The 20949-nt window shown below is 62.0% G+C and carries 21 protein-coding genes; 12 read left to right on the top strand and 9 right to left on the bottom strand.

All coding sequences use genetic code 11. From position 1 onward, the window contains the following. The first annotated feature begins 2 nt into the window (after nt 1–2). Both FGL95_RS02220 and FGL95_RS02215 read left to right on the top strand, forming a co-directional pair. Nucleotides 3–1163 carry an acyl-CoA dehydrogenase family protein gene (locus FGL95_RS02220; RefSeq protein WP_169584538.1) on the top strand — a complete coding sequence of 387 codons (1161 nt, stop codon included), beginning with the start codon at nt 3–5 and terminating at the stop codon, nt 1161–1163. A gap of 11 nt (nt 1164–1174) precedes the next feature. Further along, nucleotides 1175–2485: a phytoene desaturase family protein gene (locus FGL95_RS02215; RefSeq protein WP_169584537.1), complete on the top strand. Its 1311-nt coding sequence runs from the start codon at nt 1175–1177 to the stop codon at nt 2483–2485. 158 nt (nt 2486–2643) lie between these two features. Here the strand turns inward: FGL95_RS02215 and FGL95_RS02210 are convergent, their stop codons facing one another. After that, nucleotides 2644–3342, bottom strand: coding sequence for a TetR/AcrR family transcriptional regulator (locus tag FGL95_RS02210; protein ID WP_206071380.1), 699 nt, complete (start codon nt 3340–3342; stop codon nt 2644–2646). A 96-nt stretch (nt 3343–3438) separates the two neighbouring features. Between FGL95_RS02210 and FGL95_RS02205 the strand changes: the two genes are divergently transcribed. Then, entirely contained in the window at nt 3439–4302 is an 864-nt protein-coding gene (locus tag FGL95_RS02205; RefSeq protein ID WP_169584535.1) for an HpcH/HpaI aldolase/citrate lyase family protein, read from the top strand. Between the two features lies 1 nt (nt 4303). Next, a complete protein-coding gene (locus FGL95_RS02200) occupies nt 4304–5305 on the top strand; it encodes a hotdog family protein (RefSeq protein WP_169584534.1) in 1002 nt (333 codons plus the stop codon). 14 nt (nt 5306–5319) lie between these two features. Here the strand turns inward: FGL95_RS02200 and FGL95_RS02195 are convergent, their stop codons facing one another. From FGL95_RS02195 to FGL95_RS02170, 6 genes are read right to left on the bottom strand one after another with little or no spacing between them, the layout of a single operon-like run. Further along, nucleotides 5320–6735, bottom strand: a complete 1416-nt coding sequence (locus FGL95_RS02195; RefSeq protein WP_169584533.1) for an aldehyde dehydrogenase family protein — start codon at nt 6733–6735, stop codon at nt 5320–5322. A 26-nt stretch (nt 6736–6761) separates the two neighbouring features. Next, the gene (locus FGL95_RS02190; RefSeq protein WP_169584532.1) at nt 6762–7589 is read right to left on the bottom strand and encodes an SDR family oxidoreductase; all 828 of its coding nucleotides are present in this window, start codon (nt 7587–7589) and stop codon (nt 6762–6764) included. Further along, nucleotides 7586–8842 carry a cytochrome P450 gene (locus FGL95_RS02185; RefSeq protein WP_169584531.1) on the bottom strand — a complete coding sequence of 419 codons (1257 nt, stop codon included), beginning with the start codon at nt 8840–8842 and terminating at the stop codon, nt 7586–7588. Before FGL95_RS02185 ends, FGL95_RS02190 begins: the two co-directional genes overlap by 4 nt. Nucleotides 8843–8853: 11 nt before the next feature. Continuing rightward, complete coding sequence (locus tag FGL95_RS02180) at nt 8854–9921, bottom strand: aromatic ring-hydroxylating oxygenase subunit alpha (RefSeq protein WP_169584530.1); 1068 nt, start codon at nt 9919–9921, stop codon at nt 8854–8856. Then, entirely contained in the window at nt 9918–10919 is a 1002-nt protein-coding gene (locus tag FGL95_RS02175) for a PDR/VanB family oxidoreductase (protein WP_169584529.1), read from the bottom strand. The genes FGL95_RS02180 and FGL95_RS02175 overlap by 4 nt, the downstream gene beginning before the upstream one ends. Next, complete coding sequence (locus FGL95_RS02170; RefSeq protein ID WP_169584528.1) at nt 10919–11068, bottom strand: hypothetical protein; 150 nt, start codon at nt 11066–11068, stop codon at nt 10919–10921. The genes FGL95_RS02175 and FGL95_RS02170 overlap by 1 nt, the downstream gene beginning before the upstream one ends. A gap of 152 nt (nt 11069–11220) precedes the next feature. Between FGL95_RS02170 and FGL95_RS02165 the strand changes: the two genes are divergently transcribed. Genes FGL95_RS02165 through FGL95_RS02155 form a run of 3 tightly spaced genes read left to right on the top strand, consistent with a single transcriptional unit; the run spans nt 11221 to nt 13962 of the window. Further along, on the top strand, nt 11221–12771 hold the full coding sequence (locus FGL95_RS02165; protein ID WP_169584527.1) for an acyl-CoA synthetase: 1551 nt from the start codon (nt 11221–11223) through the stop codon (nt 12769–12771). Nucleotides 12772–12776: 5 nt separating this feature from the next. Continuing rightward, nucleotides 12777–13340, top strand: coding sequence for a TetR/AcrR family transcriptional regulator (locus FGL95_RS02160; protein WP_169584526.1), 564 nt, complete (start codon nt 12777–12779; stop codon nt 13338–13340). 58 nt (nt 13341–13398) lie between these two features. After that, complete coding sequence (locus FGL95_RS02155) at nt 13399–13962, top strand: TetR/AcrR family transcriptional regulator (protein ID WP_169584525.1); 564 nt, start codon at nt 13399–13401, stop codon at nt 13960–13962. A 35-nt stretch (nt 13963–13997) separates the two neighbouring features. On the opposite strand, the gene FGL95_RS02150 is transcribed toward FGL95_RS02155, so the two are convergent. Next, complete coding sequence (locus tag FGL95_RS02150) at nt 13998–15386, bottom strand: WS/DGAT/MGAT family O-acyltransferase (protein WP_169584524.1); 1389 nt, start codon at nt 15384–15386, stop codon at nt 13998–14000. Nucleotides 15387–15456: 70 nt separating this feature from the next. After that, nucleotides 15457–15873: a B-4DMT family transporter gene (locus tag FGL95_RS02145; protein WP_169584523.1), complete on the bottom strand. Its 417-nt coding sequence runs from the start codon at nt 15871–15873 to the stop codon at nt 15457–15459. A 210-nt stretch (nt 15874–16083) separates the two neighbouring features. On the opposite strand from FGL95_RS02145, the gene FGL95_RS02140 reads away from it, so the two are divergent. The 5 genes from FGL95_RS02140 to FGL95_RS02120 are packed head-to-tail and all read left to right on the top strand — an operon-like array spanning nt 16084 to nt 20948. After that, complete coding sequence (locus FGL95_RS02140) at nt 16084–16851, top strand: MlaE family ABC transporter permease (RefSeq protein ID WP_169584522.1); 768 nt, start codon at nt 16084–16086, stop codon at nt 16849–16851. Next, a complete protein-coding gene (locus FGL95_RS02135) occupies nt 16848–17720 on the top strand; it encodes an ABC transporter permease (protein WP_420838006.1) in 873 nt (290 codons plus the stop codon). The genes FGL95_RS02140 and FGL95_RS02135 overlap by 4 nt, the downstream gene beginning before the upstream one ends. Beyond that, entirely contained in the window at nt 17717–18904 is a 1188-nt protein-coding gene (locus tag FGL95_RS02130; protein ID WP_169584520.1) for an MCE family protein, read from the top strand. The genes FGL95_RS02135 and FGL95_RS02130 overlap by 4 nt, the downstream gene beginning before the upstream one ends. Next, the gene (locus tag FGL95_RS02125) at nt 18901–19917 is read left to right on the top strand and encodes an MCE family protein (protein WP_169584519.1); all 1017 of its coding nucleotides are present in this window, start codon (nt 18901–18903) and stop codon (nt 19915–19917) included. The genes FGL95_RS02130 and FGL95_RS02125 overlap by 4 nt, the downstream gene beginning before the upstream one ends. After that, nucleotides 19914–20948, top strand: a complete 1035-nt coding sequence (locus FGL95_RS02120) for an MCE family protein (RefSeq protein ID WP_169584518.1) — start codon at nt 19914–19916, stop codon at nt 20946–20948. The genes FGL95_RS02125 and FGL95_RS02120 overlap by 4 nt, the downstream gene beginning before the upstream one ends. The last annotated feature ends 1 nt before the right edge of the window (nt 20949 follow it).

Raw genomic sequence — 20949 nt, 5'->3', positions numbered from 1 at the left:
CAATGCCAGGTTTGATCAGCGACAACGACGAGCACCGGCTCCTTCGTGAAACAACGGCGCGGATCGCTGAAAAGTATGGCGCCTCCTACTTTCTCGAACGTGGCCGGGCCGGCGGCGATATCGACGAACTGTGGCAGGATCTCGCCGTATCCGGACTGCTCGGCGTCCACTTGCCAGAGGAGTACGGCGGTGGTGGTGGTGGGATGGCCGAGGCTGTCGTCGTCGTAGAAGAACTTGCAGCACACGGCATGCCTTTGCTCATCTGGGTGATCTCGCCGGCGATCTGCGGATCGATTCTGAACAACCACGCAACCGACGAGATGAAACGTCGGTGGCTACCCGCATTGGCGGACGGCAGCAAGAAGATGGCCTTCGGCTTGACCGAGCCCGATGCCGGTTCCAACAGTCACGACCTCAAAACGACAGCGCGACGCGACGGTGATGGTTGGACCATTTCCGGCTCGAAGTACTACATCTCTGCGATCGATCAGGCCGATGCGGTACTGCTCGTCGCGCGCGACGCCGATCATTCGACCGATAGTCGAAAGGCACTGTCGCTGTTCGTTGTTCCGACCGACGCTCTTGGATTGAGCATCCAAAAGATCGATACGTCGATCGTGTCGCCCGACAAGCAGTTCACCGTGTTTCTCGACGACGTCCGGGTCGGTCCGGAAGCGCTCATCGGTCATGCGGGCAACGGACTCCGGCAGGTATTCTCTGGGCTCAATCCCGAGCGAATCCTGGTGGGTGCGCTCTGCGGCGGAATCGGCAACTATGCCGTCACCAAAGCGGCAGATTACGCCCGCGACCGGCAGGTGTGGTCGGTTCCGATCGGAGCGCACCAAGGCATTTCGCATCCGCTTGCAGCGGCGCACATCGAGGTCGAGCTGGGTCGACTCGCGACGGCGCGCAGTGCCGAACTGTTCGACGCGGGTGAAAATGCTGCCGAGGCCGCGAACATTGCGAAGTACGCGGCGTCGGAGGCGGCCTTGAAAGCGCTGGATCAATCGATTCAAACCCATGGCGGCAACGGCTTGACCCACGAATACGGGCTGTCCGAATTGTGGTTCGTTACAAGGCTGATGCGCACTGCTCCAGTCAGCCGGGAGATGGTCTTGAACTTCGTTGCCCAAACATCACTCAACCTGCCGCGTTCCTACTGAGAGGTTCATCGATGACGAACAACGACTATGACGTGATTGTGATCGGCGCCGGAGCAGGTGGCCTGTTCGCGGCAGCGCGGTTGGCGCATAAGGGCTATCGCACTCTGGTCGTCGAGCAGTTGGAGAAGGTCGGTGGTCGGGCGTCAACCGACGATATCGACGGTTTCAAGGTCAACAACGGTGCGATCGTGATCGAAGTGGGTGGGATCACCGAGCAGACGTTCACCGAGGTCGGTGCCAAATTCGAGATACGGGAACCGAATCCGCCGATTCTCTACCGCATCGGCGGCAAGGATATCGACGTCACCGGCGGCGGTTGGGGCTTCCTGCTCGGCAAGCTGACGCGCCAGGGCGCGAAGCTGGTCAAGGGAATCGGAGCCGCCCGCAACGACTCCGGTCTGCCCGAGGATGAGCTGAGCACTGCTGACTGGGTTGCTAAGTACACGAAGAACGAAGGGGTGCACGGGATCTTCCGCAACATGTGCGCGTCGGTGTTTGCTGTGAGCTCGGACGAACTGCCCGCCCGGGTCTTTCTCACCTACTTCACTCGCAAGAGTGCTTTCAAGAGATTCGGCTTTCATCCGGAGGGCTCGATCGGTGTGTGGCGGTCACTGGCTGAGTCGATCGAGGGGAATCACGGCCAGATCTGGCTCGGGAGCTCGGTCGAGTCGGTATCCGTCGTCGACGGCAAGGTGACGGGCGTCGTCGTCGATCGTGGCGGCGAAAGGGTGACCGTGACGGCGCCGGTGGTCGTGAGCGATGTGGGTCCCGCCGCAACGGTGAAACTTGTTGGTGGCGAATCATTCCCGGCGGACTACCTCGATATGGTGCGACGTGGCGATCGGCCGTGCTCGATGATCGCAGTGAACTTCGCGAGTCAGGAGCGGCTCATCGACGTCCCCGGAATGCTCAGCTTCGCAAAGAGCCGCCGCATGGCCTACATCGCCAACTTCACGGACGTGTGCCCGGAAATGGCTCCTGCTGGTTGGAACCTCTACGTCGCAGCAGCCGTGCCCAAGCCGGCAGTGGGTGATTTCGATGCGAAGGCGGAGACCGCGTTGCTGTTCGACGATCTGCGCGACGAAATCCCTGGCTTCGACACTCGTGCGAGGGTCCTGTCGACTGCTGTCACTCGCGATGGTTGGCCACCGCAGCGCGCCGTCGCGGGTTTCGACCTACCCAACACGACGCCGATCGCTGGTCTGTGGAACGTCGGCGACGGGGTCAAGGAGTATGCGAACGGCGGCACCACGGCATGTGCCGAAACCGCCAAGATCGTCGTCGACGAGATCGTGCAGCAGTTTCCTGTCGCAGACCGATAAGCGAAGGTGTGCCCAGGTCGAGTGGGTGGTTGTGCAAGCATCGCCCCCCAGTGGCGAGCCGAATAGCCGCCCGCTCGGGGGCGGTCCGCTCGATGCGAATGTGGAAAAGCGCTCGCCATCCGAGTGGAATTCCACATTCCTGATCTGATCGCCGACCGCTAGGCAGACAAGTCCGCTTCTTGCGGTGTGGGTTTTGCTGCGCGGCGGGTGCGGGCGGGCTTGGGGGCCGCCGCCGGGGCGGCGGTGCCGATCCCTGACTGGATGATGGACTGGGCGTTGCGGACAACCAAGTCGAGCGATCCTCGGCGTGGATTCCACCACTCCGCCGCCCAGTTCAACGCACCGAGGATCAGCATGCGCGCGATGCGGAGATCCAGCTCGGGGCGAATTTCGCCTTCTGCGGCTGCGTCACGGATCAGCTTCTTCCAGACCTCGCCGTACTTTGCCTCTTCTGCCTTCTGCCGCGACCGGATTTTCTCCGGAACCTGGCCGGAGTTCCTGATCGACGCTGTTGTGTAGTCGGAGATATTCAGCTCATGCCGCAAATGGACTTCGACGGCGATCATGATCCGATCCATGGGCGTCGCTTCGGCCGGAGCGGCCTCGAGAGCAGCGATCACGTACTTACGCATTTCGGCGATGCCGGCCCACATGACCTCTTCGATCAGGTCCTCGCGCGATGGAAAGTAGTAGTAGATGGCCGGTGCTTGTATTTCGGCAACTGCCGCCACATCCGTCAATCGTGTTCCCGAGTAGCCCTTCTTGCTCAGCACCTGTGCGGCTGCATCGAGAATGCGCTCGCGCGTGCGGGCTGATTTGGAGTCGTCACGTTGTGCGTCGGGTTTTCTAGCCATCATTCAATTGTAGGTCATTCGAACTTGCCCCGGCCCGTACCCGAGTCCGGTCGAATCGTCTAATATAGATTAAATTAGCGATTGAGGATGGTGCATCGTATGGCTACTGGGCACAGACGGTCGTGGTTGTCGGTTCCGGGGTCGCGGACTGAGCTGATCGCGAAGGCGGCCGGGGCGGGTGCGGACGGGATTATCGTCGACCTCGAAGATTCGGTCGCACCGAACGAGAAGGACGCCGCACGTGCGGGCCTGATCGCGGCGATCGCCACTGTGCCCGATGCCGAGATCAGCGTCCGAGTGAACGCTCCTGGCTCGCCGTGGAGTCACCTCGACCTGATCGAGTGCGCACGACTGGGAGGGCCGTCGACGGTCATGATCCCGAAAGTCGAATGTGCTGGCGACATCGAGTTCGTGGACCGACTGCTGACCGGTGCAGAAGCCGCGGCCGGTCGCCGCGAACCGACAGCGATCGCGGCCATTATCGAGAGCGCAACGGGTTTGGTGAGCGTGCGCGAGATTGCACGATCCTCGAAGCGCCTGAACGCCCTTGTCATCGGGTACGCCGACATGGCCGCGTCGATCGGTCGTGATGCTGCAACAGCACCCGAGCAGTGGCTGTTCGTGCAGGAGACGGTGCTCAGTGCCGCGCGATCCGCAGGGTTGGCGGCGATCGACGGACCGTACCTCGGTGTCGAGGTGGACGCGGATTTCACGGCCAGCGTCGAACACGCCAGTCGGCTCGGTTTCGACAGCAAGTGGGTAATTCATCCTCGCCAAGCACAATTCGCAACCGCAGCCTTCACTCCAGGTATCGCAGACGTCGACTACGCACGTGCTGTGCTCGACACTCTGCGGCAGAGTCATGGCGACGGGATCGGTGCGGTCACGCTGAACGGCAAGATGATCGACGAAGCCGTCGCCGTGTGGGCGCGCCGGATTCTGGCACGGACGGGCGGAGACTGACGTGACGACAACGATCGGTGCGCCCGGACCGTACTTCGAGGACCTCCAGGTGGGCAAGCAGTTCACCGACGCCCCAGCCTTCACTTTGACGGAAGGGTGTGCGGCAATTCATCAGGCGATACTCGGTGACCGGCTGCAACTACCGCTTGACGCTGCGCTGGCGAAACAAGTTGTCGGACGATCGCCGACAGCTCATCCTGCGCTCGTGTGGAACGTTGCAATCGGTCAGTCGACGGTCGCAACCAGGCATGTCAAAGCGAATCTCTTCTACCGTGGGCTCGCTTTTCGTCGAGCACCCGCCATCGGAGACACACTGCGCACGACGACCTCGGTGGTCGCGCTGCGCCAGAACCAGCCGAAGCCCGGCCGTGGCGCCACCGGATTGGCTGCGCTGCACATGGTCACTGTCGACCAGGAGGATCGCCCGGTCCTCAATTTCTACCGATGCGCAATGATTCCGTTGCGCGACCAAGCGATTCAGACTGGCCACCGCGACGACCTTTCCGAGGTGGGGCGTGCGGAAGGCGACGACTTCTTCGGCGCGGCTGTCGCCGACTGGGACTTCGCCCGATTCTCGAAGGATGCGCGGGGTCCTCGACTATCGGATCTCGTTGCCGGGACATCCTGGGACGCCGTGGGTGCCGACGTGGTGAGCTCCGCTCCGGAGCTAGCCCGTCTGACATTGAATATCGCTGAAGTTCATCATGATTCACGTGCTGCCGGTGGGCGACGCCTCGTGTACGGCGGTCACACCATCGGACTCGCGCTCGCGCAGGCAGCGCGTTCGCTGCCGGGGATTGCAACAGTGACCGCCTGGCACGGGTGCGACCACCTGGGGCCCGTGTTCGAAGGCGACACCCTCCGAAGTCGGATCACCGTCGAACGCGTCGCGCCCCTGTCCAAAGGTGGGGGATTGGTCCATCTGCGGTCCGAGGTCTCGGCGGACACCGACGCCGAACCGCGCCCCGTCCTGGATTGGCGGTTCGTCGCGGTCCTGGTGTAGCGGAACAGGTCTGATCAGAAGATGAAGCGCAGCAGCCGTTGGGTGAGCTTGTTGTACGGTGGGTAGACGATCCGAAGATCCGGGCGGGTCGGTCTGCTCAGATGTGCCTTGCGGTGGCTGAACGTCTCGAATCCCCATTTGCCGTGGTAGGTGCCCATTCCGCTGTTGCCGACGCCGCCGAATGGAAGTTCCGGTGCGAGAACGTGCATCGCGGCGTGGTTGGCCACGACAGCACCGGCACTGACGGTGTCGCGGAAACGCCGCTGCAGAGCCTTGGACTCGCTGAATACATAGGCGGCCAATGGTTTCGGTCCGGCGCCTATAGTGCGCATCGCAACGTCAGCCGACTCGACGCTCAACACGGGCAATATTGGACCGAAGATCTCCTCCTTCATAACCGGGGATTCGGGTTCGGGATCGACGAGAATAGTGAGGTCGACTTTGCGTTCGGCAGGAGTAGCGTTGCCGCCCAGCAAGACTCGACCACCGTGATTTCCGAGCAGACCGGCAAGGCGTTCGGCATGCCGAGCAGTGACGATCGGCATATTGCGTCCACCGTCGCCCTGTGGACTGAGTTCACGGAAGGCGTTCGCGAGTTTCGGAAGAAACTCCTCGCGCACTGACGCGTCGACCAACAGGTAGTCAGGCGCGATACAGGTTTGCCCAGAGTTCATGAGTTTGGTCCATGCGATACGACGAGCGGCGACATCAAGGTCAGCGTCGGACGCGATGAGAGCCGGACACTTGCCGCCGAGTTCCAGAGTGACCGGCGTGAGGTGCGGCGCCGCTGCTGCCATGACCGCTTTTCCCACTTCCGTGCCTCCGGTGAAGAAGGCGTGATCGAGGCCCTGGGCCAGGATCTCCTGTGTCACTGCGGGTCCGCCTTGAAGGACTGTCATTGCGTCGGTGTCGAGATACCGCCCGACCAAGTCTGCGATGACCGTTGCAGTAGCAGGCGCGTGTTCGGAAGGCTTGATCACAGCGCAGTTGCCGGCTGCGATCGCTGCCACCAGTGGAGCGATCGTGAGATAGACAGGATAATTCCACGGTCCGATGACCAGGGTGACGCCCAATGGCTCGTACTCGTACCACGCCCGGCCGGGGAACTGGGAGAGCGGCAGACCTACGCGGCGAGGCTTGACCCACTGGTGCAGGTGTTTCCGGGCGAACGCGGCCTCGGCGACGGTGGGGGCGATGTCTCCGAGGAACGTGTCGTTCGCAGGGCGGCCGAGGTCCTCGGCGAGCGCTGCGGCGATCGCAGACTCGCCCTCGGTCAACATGGTCTCGATCGCGCGCAGCTGATCGAGGCGCCACCGCAGGGGTTTGGTCCGCCCTGTCGCGAAGGTTGCCCGTAGCCGTCTCACCTCCTCTGCCGGGCTGGGTCCGTCGGCGACGTCGGCTGCGGATTCGGTTGTGGCAGTGTCGTTCATGTGAGTCTCTCGATTGCTTTGGAGGATCACGACTCGGTGATGCGGCGGGTATAAGCGGCGCGCGCGTCCGGGTCGAAGTCGAGGAAGGTGTTGTAGGCACCGAGCTTGCGATTGACGATGTCGCGCAGGCGACGTCCCATCAGCGGCTGCGGACGAAGTAGCGTCCCTACGAGCTTGGGCACGTATACGTCGGCCTTGGGTTTGCCGATCGCGCCTGCGATTGCGCGAGCGACATCCGATGGCTCGGCGATCGGCACGAGCTTCGTCGCCGTCGTCCCGGCGATGAGCTCGGTGTTGGTGAAACTCGGCATGACACAGGTGAATTCGACGCCGCTACCGGAGAATTCGACGCGAGCTGTTTCCGTGAGCGCGATGACGGCCGATTTCGTACCGCAGTAGGTGAGGCCGCCGGGCACCGGCGACTTTCCAGCCGCCGAGGCGATGTTGATGATGTGTCCCGAACCGCGTTCGATCATTGCGGGCAGGGCGAGGTGCATGCCGTAGATGCAACCCATGACGTTGACTTCGACGGCACGGCGATGAACCTCGGCGGATTGGTCGAGGAAGTGCCCAATCGGCATGATGCCTGCGTTGTTGATGAGGACGTCGATCGGCGCGTCCGCAGCGGCTTGCTTGATGAACGCAGCGAACGACTCGTGGTCGGAGACGTCCAGAGCGAACGCCTCGACGTCCGATCCGAGCGTCGCAGCAGCTGAGGCGGCGGCGCTCGCGTCCAGATCGCCGATGACGACAGTGGCCCCACGCTGGCGGAGCTCCTTGGCCGTGGCGAGGCCGATGCCGCGACCGGCGCCGGTGATGGCGATACGCAGGCCGCGCAGCGGTGTGGTGGTCATGCGACTGACCCTGTGCCTTCGCGCGTGCCGGGGGTGAACGTGACCGGCATCGAGGTGAGTTCGTTCGAGAAGTTCGACGTCAATCGGGTGATCGGTCCTGCGAACTGCATGTCGGGTACGCGCCGCATCAGTTCTTCGAAGAGCACTCGCAGTTCGAGTTTCGCGAGGGCGTTGCCCAGGCAGAAGTGCGGTCCGCCGCCACCGAATGCCTGATGCATCGGCTTCTGACGCGACACATCGAACCGTTGGGGGTCGGCATTCATCTGCGGGTCCCGCGATCCGGCCGGGTACCACATGACAACCCGTTCGCCTTCACGAATCGGGTGTCCACCGACTTCGGTGTCGCACTGCGCGGTCCGGGAGAAGTAGAGGACGGGTGTAACCCAGCGCAGCATTTCCTCGACCGCGTTCGGTATCGCGGCGGGATTGCCGACCAACTTCTGTCGTTCAGCATCGTTCTCGATCAACGCCCGCAAGCCGCCCGAGGCGGTGTTTCGGGTGGTGTCGTTCCCGGCGAACATCAAGATGCCGAAGAAGAAGGTGATTTCCTGCTCCGAGAGACTCTCGCCGTCGACTTCCGCGGTGATCAACCGCGAGATCAGGTCGTCGGCAGGGTTGGCCTTTCGTTCGGCCGTGATGCCCGTGAGGTAGCCGCCGATCTCCATGAGAGCGCCGAGCCCCTCCTCGGGATCCGACGTTGCGGCTGCATGTGACAGCTTGTTCGTCCACTCGAAGAGCTGCCGACGATCGTCCTGGGGGACGCCGAGCATGCCGGCGATCACGCGAAGTGGCAGTTCGACAGCAATGTCTTTGACGAAGTCGCATTCGCCCTTTTCGATCACGTCGTCGATGAGCGTCGTCACGATGGCGCGGATGTCGTTTTCCTTCTGTCGCATCAGTTTCGGTGTGAACACGACCTGCATGATGTTGCGCTGCGCGGTGTGGCGCGGCGGATCCATGCCGAGGATTACCTCACGCAGTACTTCGACGGGAGTTGCTCCACGGGTGGTGAGGAAGACTCCGGCGCGCGCCGACGAGAAGGTGGCAGGATCCTTGCTGATGGCTTGGATGTCGGCGAATTTCGTGAACGACCAGAATCCGGGTTCGTCGCCGGTCAGGGCGTTCCAATGCGGGCTTGCCTCTTCGCGCATTCGGGCGAAGATTTCGTGCGGGGGACCGTCCTCGAAGTAGGAAAGGTCGGTCAGGTCGAGCGTGTCGAGGTCGATGTCGGTGAAATTCTTTGTGCTGGTCATCGGAGTTCCTTTCAGGAGAATTGTTTGTTGTCAGAGCTTTTCGTTCTCAGCAGCCCGGGACGCACGGTGGAGCGACCGGCCTCTTTGGCGAGCATCACCGCGACTATGCGTCGAGCGCGTAACGCGGCAGCATCGGCTTGGAACTCCACGCCTGATCGCCAGCCGTCGTAGCCGACCCGGGCTGCGGCCATCTCGAGGACAGCCGAGTCGCGGCGCACGAGTTCGGCGGCGAAGGACTGCAATACCGTTGTCACAGTCTCGCTTTGCTGCGCGTAGTTGCGCGACGCCTGCATGAACACGTGTGTCGAGGTCGCTGTCTCGGGAGTTATCGCGTGCGTCCTGACGTGCGCGTAGGTGTCGGCACCGTCGTCGATCTCCCATCGTTGGATGTGCATCGCAGGCGAGACGAAGGTGCCGCGTTCTCGACGGGAGTAGCTGCGCGAGGGATCGAGGTCGGTTGCGTCGGCTTCCCATTGGGCGAGCGGTGCCTCCGGGAGCCGGCGTATGTAGGACACGGTTGTCTCGGTGACCTCGACCTCGTCGAAGCCCGGAAGACGGTCCATGCCCGGCGGTACGTCTGCGCTGTGAAGTACTGGCGCGTAGGAGAAGTCGAGATAGTGCTCGTGCAGCATCAGATAGTTCGCCTGCACGAGCCAGCTGTCGGTAAACGTGGACCAACTGGCATCGCTCAGCCACGGCGTGCGAGGCGGTCGGCTGCTCGATGCCGCAGCCGGCGGTCCGAGCCAGATCCAGATGAAGGGGGACTGCTCCAGGATTGGATAGGCCCGGACTCTCATGCCTGGTGGTACGTGATCCTGCGTCGGAACGCGAACGCAACGACCGTCGGGTCCGTAGGTGCAGCCGTGGTACCCGCAGACGAGGTGGTCGCCGTCGGACCTGCCGTCCGACAGGGGGAATCCGCGATGTGCACAGCGGTCGTCGAGTGCGACGGCCTGTCCGTTGTCGGAGCGCCATAGGACGATGTCGTGTCCGAGTAGCCGGCGCCCCAATGGGGCATCGCCGAGTTCCGTGGAGGTAGCGGCCACGTACCAGCACTTCTCGGGATAGTTCGCGTTCATAGGTCCAGCACCAGCCTCTCGGTGCGCGAACGAGACACGCACGTCAGAATCACGTTTCCGGACGCCCGTTCGGCGTCGGTGAGCATGGAGTCCTGATGATCGGGAGTGCCTTCCAGGACTGTAGCTTCGCACGTGCCGCAGATACCTTGCAGACATGACGACATAATCGGTATATCGGCGTCTTCGAGCGCTTCGAGGATCGTCTCGCCTGCGGACACGTCGACTGTGGTTCCCGAGCGCTGACACACCACCTGGAACGCGTCCAGTGCCGTCGGTTCGGCTTCGACGACAGGCGCCTTGGCTGCAAATCGTTCGATGTGGAGACTGCCGTCCGGCCAGTGGCCGCAATGCTGTTCGACTGCTGAAAGCAGCGGCTCGGGTCCGCAGCAGTAGACAAGAGTGCCATCCGCGGGATGCTCGAGCGCCGCGGCCAAATCGAACAAGCCCTTCTCGTCGTTCGGCCACAGGTCGACGCGGTCGCCGTAGACATCCGACAGTTCCTCGGCAAACGCCATCGTCGTGCGCTGCCGGCCGAGGTAGACGAGCTTCCACTCGCTTCCAGCACGGGCTGCGGAATCGATCATCGGCATCATCGGAGTGATCCCGATTCCACCTGCGATGAACAGGTATCGTGGCGAGTCGACGAGCGGAAAGTGGTTGCGAGGGCCGCGAACTCGAATCGTCGTGCCTTCGGTGAGGTTCTCGTGGACGTGACGGGAGCCGCCGCGGCTGTTTGGGTCGAGCAGCACTGCAACGCGCCAGGTGTCCGGGTCGCGCGAGTCGCCGCAGAGGGAGTACTGCCGCACCAGTTTGTCGTCGAGCATCAGGTCGACATGTGCTCCTGGTTCCCAAGCCGGCAATGCGTCGCCTTCGGGGTCGACGAGCTCGAGTGCTGCAACGCCGTCCGCGGCGGCGTGACGCCGTCGGACGAGTAGATCCTTCGTGAATTCGCGGATCTTCGGTCCGGGTACTGCGGACACTGTCAGTGCAGTGGACATCAGACAGCGAAGCGTGGGGAGCGCTGTGCGCCCGATGGCGCCTTTATGCGGAGGAGTTCGACGACCGTCCTGACCGCGTTGCAGACGGGTGGAATCACCATCGGCGCAAAGACGAACGCGTAAATCGAGAGATAGATGAAGAGGGCCATCGCGTTCTTCCTTCGACGTAGCGGCGGGGTTGATTAAACATAAGGTAAGCTATATTTGGATTGAAAACAAGCCTTGGTTTCGGATTGTCCAACCTGTAACATAAGTTAGCTTATATTTGTTACCGCCCTCACGACGACCTATGGAGACCTCCATGTATCCCGGAACCCACGCTCGTACGACGCCGCTGAAGCCAGCCGTGATCATGAGTGGTTCGCAGCGCGAGATGAGCTACCGCGAACTCGACGACAGCTCCCGCCAACTTGCCGTCGCACTCGCCGACCTCGGGCTACGGAGGGGGGATGTCGTGGCGATGTTCAGCGACAACGCGGTCGAATGCTTCACGATCTATTGGGCAGCGCTTCGCTCGGGGCTGTACCTGACGGCGATCAATTTCCACCTCACCGCCGAAGAGGCCGCCTACATCGTGCGAGATTGCGACGCAAAGGTTCTCATCGCATCCGGTCGTCTGGAGACACTGGCAGAGGACGTGCGAAGGCTCGCGCCCGAGATCGAACACGCCTTCAGCTTCGAGGGCGAACTGGCAGGCTTCGGCTCCTATGCCGACCTGCTCGTGAGCGGGGGAGATCGCGAACTGGCCGAGCAACCCCGTGGTAGTGACATGCTCTACTCGTCGGGGACGACCGGGCGACCCAAAGGAATCAAACCGCCGTTGCTTCCGATCGCGGTGGACGAACCCGGCGACGCGTTGACTGCACTGGCCGGGCAGATGTTCGGCATCAACGCCGCGGACGTCTACCTGTCGCCTGCGCCGATCTATCACGCGGCCCCTTTGCGCTGGTGCGGGGCTGTTCATGCGTACGGCGGGACGGTGGTGGTGATGGAACGTTTCCGGGCCGAAGACGCCTTGGCCGCCATCGAAAAGCACGGTGTGACGGTCGCTCAATTGGTGCCAACGATGTTCGTGCGAATGCTGCAGCTCGACGCGGGCGTCCGCAACTCCTACGACGTCTCCAGCCTGCGAATTGCGATGCACGCTGCGGCTCCATGCCCGAAGGACGTCAAGCTGGCGATGATCGAGTGGTTGGGCCCGATTCTGATCGAGTACTACGGCTCGACCGAAGGCGCAGGTATCACGGTCATCAATTCTCAGGAGTGGGCGACCAAGCAAGGATCTGTCGGTCGCAGCATGCTCGGTCCTGTCCACGTGTGCAACGAGGACGGCGACGAGTTGCCGGCGGGAGAGCCGGGCCTCGTGTATTTCGAGCGCGCCGAAAGGCCGTTCGAATATCACAAGGATCTCGCGAAGACCAAGCAGGCCGAGCATCCCGCGCACGCCAACTGGACCACGGTCGGGGATATCGGCTACGTCGATTCGGACGGCTATCTCTACCTCACCGACCGGCAATCGTTCATGATCATTTCCGGTGGAGTGAACATCTATCCCCAGGAAGTCGAGGACGTACTGACACTGCATCCTGCAGTGTTCGACGTCGCCGTCATCGGGGTCCCTGATCCAGCGATGGGGGAGCAGGTCAAGGCCGTTGTCCAACTCCGCGACGGAATAGTTCCGTCCGACGAGCTTGCCGACGAGCTGATCGCTCATGCTCGCACGAAAGTAGCGGCGTACAAGGCGCCCAAGTCCCTCGACTTCGTCTCCTCGTTGCCTCGCACGGAGACCGGAAAGATGATGAAACGGCTTCTGGTAGCGCGATATACCGCTCAGCCTGCCGTCGGCGGATAGCGCCCGTGCACCGCGTCGTCACCGTCGGAGACTACTTCGATGCTGCGCTGAAAATCCTCGTGACAGCGGGACCGCGCAGCATCAAGGTTGGTTCGTTATGTGCGGCGCTCGACGTCACCAGCGGGTCGTTCTACGGCTATTTCCGCAGCCTCGATGACTTCGTCGCGGAACTCCTCCGAATGCAGTTGTCACGGCAGAATCATCGACTCTTGGCGCTGATCGAGGCAGGACCCGAGCCTGAGGTGATCCTTCCTCGGCTTCGCGAAATGGCCCGGACGGTCCCGCACGAGACCGAGGCCGCCATCCGGACCTTGGCGCGAAGCCACGCCGGCGCGATGGATCTGCAGCGCCTGCTCGACCAGGAGAGGGTCGCGGCACTCGCGGAGATCCTCCGCCCGATCGTGTCGACAACGGATGACGCCCGGCACGCCGCGGTGATCGGGATGGCGCTCCTCGTGGGGTGGCAGCACCTGTGCTCGAGCCGCACGGATCAGGACTTCAACGACATGTTCGACGAGTTCGAAGCCGCGGTGATCTCAGCGGCCACGCAAGGCGAAATTGACGGATAGCCGGCTCAAATGTAAACATCATTATGTATATATCCGCGGCCCACGGAGGAGTTGAGCAATGCGTCTGCTGGTGACTCGCGAAGACTACTTCGACGCGGCGATGACGTTGCTGGCAAAAGAGGGCGAAGGCAAACTCAAGATCTCGTCACTCTGCAAGGCGCTCAACGTAACCACTGGATCCTTCTACGGATACTTCGGTAGCCTCGACGGTTTCGTGGACGAGTTTCTCGTCTACTGGGAGCAGTCGCAGACTGACCGAATTGTCGAGTTATCCAATGCGCCGGCAGATCCGGTGCAACGCGTGCATCTCATGAAGAATCTTGCCGCGCAAATACCGCACAACGCGGAGGCCGCTATCCGCTCCTGGGCTCACACGAATGTCCGGGTCGCGGAGGCGCAGAAGCGCGTCGATACGCGGCGTCAGCGTGCTCTGAGCGACATCCTGCTCCCCGGCGTCCGCACGCGACGCCAGGCCAACAGGCTGGCCTTCATGGGCATCACGCTGCTTGTCGGCCTGCAGCAGTGGCGTGCGCCGGTCACCAAGAAGGACTTCGACATGCTGTTCGACGAGTACGAGAGCGTGATCTTGAGTCGGATGGCAGGGGACGCGGCCGCGTCCTGAGGCATCGAGTTCCGGCGAGAGGCAGCGCTTCTCGATTACAGATTCCGAACTCCAACAGCAGCTTCGAGTTCGTCGAGTGCCTCGCCGGTATAGACCGCCAGCTTCTGCATACTAGGAATGGAGTCGCGGCAACCGGTGTAGCTGATGTTCGCCCGTCCGGCGTAGCTGAACATCGTGATGTTGAGTGCCTGGCCGTGAAACAGCACGGACGGCCCGTACATTTCCTCGATGCCGGCGCCGTTGAAGTACAGGGGAACCGATGGTCCGGCCACGTTGGAGATAACGAGATTGGCTGCGGGGGATACCCGCCCGCCGAGCCCGAGAATCGTTTGGGCGATGTACGGACCTGATAGCAGCATCGTGAACGGTGCCACCGATTCGGCCGGCAGGGATTCGTGTAGCGCCTTGCCTGCCGCCACCGACGAATGGACTGCGGCGAGTCGGTCGATCGGATCCTCGATGTCGGTGCGCAGCCGTGCGTATACGAAAGCGATCTGATTGCCGACGCCCGCTTGGCCGCTCGGTCGCACGTTGACCGGGACCTGTCCCGTGACGGACCGCTCGGGGAGCGCATCGAATTCTGAGAGATATCGGCGCATAGCACCACCCGTGATCGACAGGAAGACGTCGTTCACAGTGACGTTGGCGGCCTTGGCAACTCGCTTGAAGCGGGCCAGATCGTACTGCTGGGTAGCGAAGCGACGCTGCGCACTGATGCGGCCGTTGAAGATCGTATTCGGCGCTTGGAAAGGTCCGGTCAGTTCCGCTTCGCTGCCGGATCGGAGTTTGGCGGTCATCTGGATCAGTGCTTTCGTCGCTCCCGCGAAACCGCTGATCGACTTTCGGAAGCCGGCACCCTCGCGGGGAGTAGTGTTCTGCTGCTTCACTTCTCGGTCACCATTGCCATAGACGCCCACAGCCCACGGCGGCAACATGCCGCGCGCAGACGAATCGGGAGTAAGAAATCCTTCGAAGAGTCGAGCGGTTGCGACGCCATCGAGTTGGCCGTGATGAAACTTCATATAAATGGCGAACCGGCCACCCTCGAGCCCTTCGATGACATGGCACTCCCATAGCGGGCGCTTCATTTCGAGCGGGTGCGAATGAAGGCGGGAGATCATGATGCCGAGCTCACGCTCGCCCCCGGGCGCTGGCAAGGCGAGGTGTCGAAGGTGGTAGTCGAGGTCGATCTCGTCGTCCGGCAGAACCTCCCACGCTGGAATCGGGTTGCGCTTCAAGCGATAGTTGAACGGCGGTGCGAACGTCTTGTGCTGGCGCCATTGTTCGACGAAGCCGCTGATGAAGTTGTCGGGCGCGTCGGCTGGTGGCGTCAGTATGAGGAGCGGGCCGACGTTAGCTGGAGTTTCGGCCTTCTCGACGTAGAACCACGCCGCGTCGAAAGGTTTGAGGAATGTCGAAGTCATGAGACGTAATATAACCTATATTAGGTATCAATTCCAGACGTAGTCAGTGTGATCCGTTGCGCTGCGAGATTTATGCCGGCGCTTGGCGATTGGCGCGAATCGTGCCCACGGCTGCACCGATCATCGCGGCGACGAATACCAGCAACAACGACCATGCCGCTCCGGCTGTGAGTTCGAACAGTAGCGAGTTGCCGCTCTGTCCGAGCAGCCACGCCAAAGCCGCTGTCGCGAAACCTGCGAACGCACCACCCGCGAGCCAGATCATCGTCAGATCGGGGCCTCGTTCAGGGCGATCGGGATACTGCAAGCGCTTACGTCGACCGTCGGCAAACCCCCAGGTCGCAGCCATGCTGATCACGCACGAGAGTCCGATGTAGCGAAGCGCGACGTCGTGAGCAGGCCACTGTTCCATCGTCACATCGAGCGCAAGGCGGGCGAGAGTCAGCACACCTGTCATAGCGAGACCGCGTACCAGCCATGTGTTCATCGACGTACCTTCGACCTTCTGTGGCGCGTTTGAGATCTAGAAGTTGTGAGTGACATCAAGGATAAAGTAGGTTATCTTAGCTTTCAACTCAAAGGCTACCGAAGGAGCGCTACAGGTGTTGCGTACCTCATGGATCATGAATCACGTTGTTGGACAACGTGATCGGTTTCGCTCGCAATCTCCTGCTGCCGCGGAGTCGGAGGATCGGCGATGACGAAAGTCCTCTTGCGCCCACTGGGATCGCTCGGCGAGTTCTTCGCGCTGTCCGCCGACGCCTTCCGGGGGATGGTGGTGTGGCCGTTCCAATGGCGCGAGTTCATCGATCAGTGCTGGTTCATCGTGCGCGTTTCCCTCGTCCCGACTTTGCTTGTGGCGCTGCCGTTCACGGCACTGATCAGCTTCACGTTCAACATCTTGGCCGCCGAGTTCGGGGCCTCCGATATCGCCGGCGCTGGCGCGACGTTGGGTGCTGTCACCCAAGTAGGGCCGGTGGTGACGGTGTTGGTCGTTGCCGGAGCGGGCGCTACCGCGATTTGCGCCGACCTCGGTTCGCGCACGATTCGCGAGGAGATCGATGCGATGGAGGTACTCGGAATCGATCCGGTCGTGCGATTGGTTTCTCCGCGTGTGCTGGCATCCATGCTGGTCGCGGTCCTGCTCAACTCGCTCGTCTGTGCGATCGGCATAGCCGGTAGTTTCGTGTTTTCGGTGTTCTTTCAGAACGTCACCCCTGGTGCGTTCGTCGACGGGATCCCGCTGTTGACCGGGTTACCGGAGCTCGTGATCTCGCAGGTCAAGGCGGGTGCGTTCGGACTTATCGCAGCCCTTATCGCGTGTTACCGCGGACTCACCGTCAGGGGCGGGCCCAAGAGTGTCGGTCAAGCCGTCAACGAGACGGTCGTCTATGCATTCATGGCGTTGTTTCTCGTGAACGTCGTGATGACCGCCATTGGAATCAAGATGACAGCAGGTAAATGATGACAATCGCGATTCGACGTCAGGGTCACCTAGACCGATTCCGAACGAAAAGCGTTGCACGGGTCAAGGGTTCGAAGCGCTCGCTCGACGAGATCGGAAAACAGGCGCTGTTCTACCGGAACGCGATCTTCGAAATCCCCATCGCACTCAAGCACTATCGTCGCGAGACATTGCGTTTGGTCGCCGAAGTCGCACTCGGGTCTGGGGCGTTGGCGCTCATCGGCGGCACAGTCGTGATCTGCGGTTTCTTGACGATGTCGGCTGGCGCTGTTGTTGCGCTACAGGGCTACAGCTCGCTCGGCGACATCGGCGTGGAAGCACTGACGGGGTTCTTCGCGGCATATGTCAACGTCCGAATCGCGGCGCCGGTAATCGCCGGAGTTGGCCTTGCGGCGACGATCGGGGCTGGTGCGACGGCGCAACTGGGCGCAATGCGGATCTCGGAGGAGATCGATGCGCTCGAGGTGATGGGTGTTCGGTCGGTGCCGTATCTGGCATCGACGCGCATCGTTGCGGGGATGGTGGCGATCGTTCCGATCTACGGTGTTGCGGTCATCGCATCGTTTTTGGCCAGCCGGACGATCACGATCGTCGTCTACGGCCAATCCGGTGGTGTCTACGACCACTACTTCACTTCGTTTCTCAATCCGACAGATCTGTTGTGGTCGTTCTTGCAGGTGATTCTGATGGGACTCGTTGTGATGCTGATCCATTCGTACTTCGGCTACAACGCGTCCGGTGGGCCCGCCGGTGTCGGTGAGGCCGTTGGCCGTGCGGTCCGTGCGTCGTTGGCCGCGGTCGTGTTCGTCACTCTTGCTGTCTCCCTGGCCGTCTACGGCGTGTCGGGCAACTTCAACTTCGCCGGATGAGCGCGGCAACACGGCGGCGAGGGCGCCCGACCCAGCACTACACGACTGCAGGCGCCGTCTTCGTCACCATGATCGTCGCGGTGGCGATCTTCGTCGGCGCTCAGTTTCGTGGTGCCTTCGTCACGAGCGTCGAAGTCGCGCTGTTGACGCCACGTTCGGGCCTGATCCTTGAACCAGGTGCACGCGTGAAGCTTCTCGACGTTCAGGTGGGCCGCGTGGGCAAGGTCGAAGAGAAGGACGGCTACGCCGTGATCGAACTCGACTTGTTCCCCGAGCAGGCCGGTGCCATTCCCGCGAATGTGGCTGCGTCGATCGACTCGACGACCGTCTTCGGCTCCAAATACGTCAACCTCACATTGCCCGAACAGCCGGTGACGGAGGCTATCTCGGGCGGTGACACGATCGATACCCGCGCAATCACACCCGAACTCAACACGCTGTTCGAGCGGCTGACGACCGTGCTGAAGGCCGTCTCGCCCGAGGACCTGAACGCGACACTGACTGCGATCTCGGATGCGTTTCGTAACCGCGGCAAGCAGTTCGGGCACACGTTGGACCAAGCGAACTCATACCTGAACTCGCTGCGGCCGAGTCTGGACAATCTGCAACGCGACTTGGTCGCGACCGGAGACGTCGCGAATCTCTATGCCGACGTTGCGCCGAGTGTCTTGGCCAGTGTGGATGCACTCACGACCACCGGCTCGACGGTCGTGGAAAAGGTCGATGACTTGGATCGATTCTTCGTGGCAGCGGCTGGTTTCGGTACTACAGGCCATGACCTGCTCGGTCAGAACGAGCAGTCGATCGAGCTGCTGATGCGACAGTTGCGCCCGACAACCGAACTGCTCGAGGAGTATTCGTCCGAATTCGCGTGCTTCTTCCAAGGTCTGGACAACGCTCGCGCCGATGTCGAGAAGGTCATCGGCGGCACGGTGCCCGGCTTCAACATCAGCGCTACGGTCTTGGCGGGCGACATGCCCTACCGGTTCCCTCGGGACCTGCCGAAGGTCGGTGCGAGCGGCGGACCTCGTTGTGGCGAGCTGCCTAGCCTGAACATCGCCAACGGACCGGCGCACTATCTCGTGACTGATACCGGCGTCAATCCTTACGCACAGACCGACAGGCCGGCACAGCTGAATGTCCTCGATTTCATGTTGTTCGGTGTACCGGGAGGTATGCGGTGACCAAGAACGTCGTCAAATTCGGAGCATTTGCGCTCGCGATGCTTCTCGTACTCGGAATGTTGATTCTGGTGCTCGGTCAGATACGGCTCGACAGCAGGACCGGATACCAAGCCGACTTCGCCGACGCGTCCGGGTTGAAAGCCGGCCAGATCGTGCGCCTCGCCGGCGTCGATGTCGGACGAGTCCAGTCAGTGGAGTTGGATCATCGCATAGCGCGCGTGAAATTCGATGTAGCGCAAAGTATTCGGCTGACACAGGACGCGACGTTGCAGGTGCGGTATTCGAACCTCATCGGCGACCGCTATCTCGAAGTCGTCAACGGCGCCAACATCGCCGAACCAATGTCAGAAGGCGCCACATTCGGCACGGGCCAGACCAAGCCCGCTCTCGACATCGACGCGTTGCTCGGCGGGCTCGCGCCTTTGACCAGATCGTTGCAGCCAGAGCAGGTCGACCGGCTCTCCGGCGAACTCCTTCGGGTACTGCAGGGGCAAGGCGGAACGATCACAGGGATTCTGCAGCAGGTCGCCGCGCTGACCAGCCGGCTCGCCGACCGTGATGAGCTGATCGGCTCCGTGATCACCAACCTCGGCACCGTGTTGCAGACCGTCGGCGACGACAGCGCCGCACTGTCAAACATCATCGACCAACTGCAGCAGCTCGTCGGCACACTCTCGCAACGGAGTTCTCCGATTTCGGACGCACTGGTGCGAATCAACGACGGTGCAGCAACAGTGTCGGACCTACTCCTCGACAACCGCCCGGCAATCAGGGCGGACGTCAACGAATTGAACCGCACAGCAACGGTTCTCGACGACGGTAGCGCGCAGCTCGAGGCCGTGTTGACGCAGCTACCCGACGCGTATCAGCGGTTGAGTCAGCTGGGTTCCTACGGCAGTTTCTTCAACTTCTATTTGTGCGCTGTGACGCTCAAGATCGACGGCCCAGGTGGGCAGCCGATCATCACCAAGCTCGTCCAGCAGAAACAGGGCAGGTGTGTGACGCCGCAATGAGACGCTTCGAGAACCGAAACACCATTCGTACCGGGGTCGTCGGAATCGCATTGATTCTTGCGACGGTCGCAGCGGTATCCAATTACGATCAACTGCCGTTTCTCGACTCGCGGCACGAGATCCGCGCAATCTTCGCCGACGCGGGCGGTATCAAGACCGGTGACAAGGTCGAATTCGTGGGAGTCGACGTCGGCTCGGTGCGCGACATCGAGCTGCGCGGTACCGACGTCGCGATCACGATGTCGGTCCGCAACAACCTCGACCTCGGGGAGAACCCGAGCGCGCAGATGCGCACACGATCGGTACTCGGCGCCAAGGCCATCGTGTTGGTTCCGAGCAACGACGAAGGTCGGTTCGATGCCGACACCGCGATTCCGCTCGAACGCACCCGCACGCCGTACGACCTGCCGACCGAACTCGGAAAGCTCGCCGCCAACGTCGAAGACATCGACACCGAGCAACTGTCGGACGCACTCCACGCGACAGCGGGCGTGCTCGACGACACTTCGCCGGAATTACGCACGGCCCTCGACGGTGTTGCGCGACTGTCTGATTCGCTCGGCTCGCGAGACGAGTTGCTGAAGAAGCTGTTCAGCAACGGCTCGGCGGTCACGGGAGTGCTGGCCGAACGGAGCCATCAGATCGACGCATTGCTCGTCGACGGCAACACGCTGTTCGCCGCACTGGACGCGCGGCGTTCGGCGATCGCCGAACTCACGAGCAACTTGTCGTTCGTGTCTGCGCAGATCAGCGGACTCATCGCCGACAACCGTGAGCAACTCGGTCCGACGCTCGAACGGGTCAATCGGGTCCTCGAGATGCTCGAGCGGAACAAGGCATCGCTCGAAGCCGCGCTACCAGGTCTGGCGCGCTATGCGCGCACGCTCAACGACGCAGTCGGGAGCGGACCGTTCTTCAATGCCTACGTCGGCAACCTCATTCCCGGCCAAGTCATTCAGCCATTCATCGACGCCGCACTCGGCGACGGCCGCGTTCCGTCCCCACCGGCCCATACGGACGGACCGAGATGAG

Origin of the sequence: Antrihabitans stalactiti, from assembly GCF_012932915.1 — a bacterium.
Lineage (GTDB): Bacteria > Actinomycetota > Actinomycetes > Mycobacteriales > Mycobacteriaceae > Antrihabitans > Antrihabitans stalactiti.
Note: the sequence above shows the minus strand (reverse complement) of the source record. Positions and strands in the feature narration are given on the sequence as shown.